Origin of the sequence: Acidisoma sp. S159, from assembly GCF_009766125.1 — a bacterium.
Classification (GTDB): domain Bacteria; phylum Pseudomonadota; class Alphaproteobacteria; order Acetobacterales; family Acetobacteraceae; genus Acidisoma.
Genome location: NZ_LMUG01000034.1, coordinates 1 through 473, shown reverse-complemented (window position 1 = coordinate 473; position 473 = coordinate 1). Strand labels below are relative to the sequence as shown.

The following is a 473-nucleotide window of genomic DNA, read 5'->3' as shown; positions in this document are numbered from 1 at the left end:
GCCGAAATATACCGCATCATTGACGATCTAGCGGCGGCCGGAAAAGCCGTGCTCGTGGTGTCGTCGGAGATGAATGAATTGTTATCGATGGCGGACCGGATCCTGGTAATGCATCGCGGCCATCTGACTGGCAGCTTCGAAGGTCCCGACTTCCCTGTCGCTGCGATCGGCGCTGCGGCTGCCGGAATTGTGGCCGAGCACACTGAGGATGTCACGCTTCATCCCGGAGCGGTCGTGTGAAAGGTCTGTGGCTAGGCCGCGCCATCAAACGGCCGGAAGCACCGCCGCTCGCCTTCCTGGTGATCATGGCGATCCTGTTGGGCCTCACCACGCCGCGCTTTCTGGCTGGAGCCAACCTGTTGAGTATCGTGAGCCAGGTCTCAGTGGTGGGCATCGTGTCGCTCGCGCTCAATCAGGTTATCCTGTCCGGCGAAATTGACGTCTCAGTCGGCTCCCTGCTCGCCGCCTGCGCG

At 61.5% G+C, this 473-nt stretch carries 2 pseudogenes; both read left to right on the top strand.

Going from position 1 to position 473, the window contains the following annotated elements:
* Positions 1-240, top strand: a pseudogene (locus GSQ92_RS11360) (hypothetical protein); the annotation flags it as partial.
* Positions 237-473: pseudogene (locus GSQ92_RS11355) on the top strand (hypothetical protein); the annotation flags it as partial. The pseudogenes GSQ92_RS11360 and GSQ92_RS11355, both read left to right, overlap by 4 nt.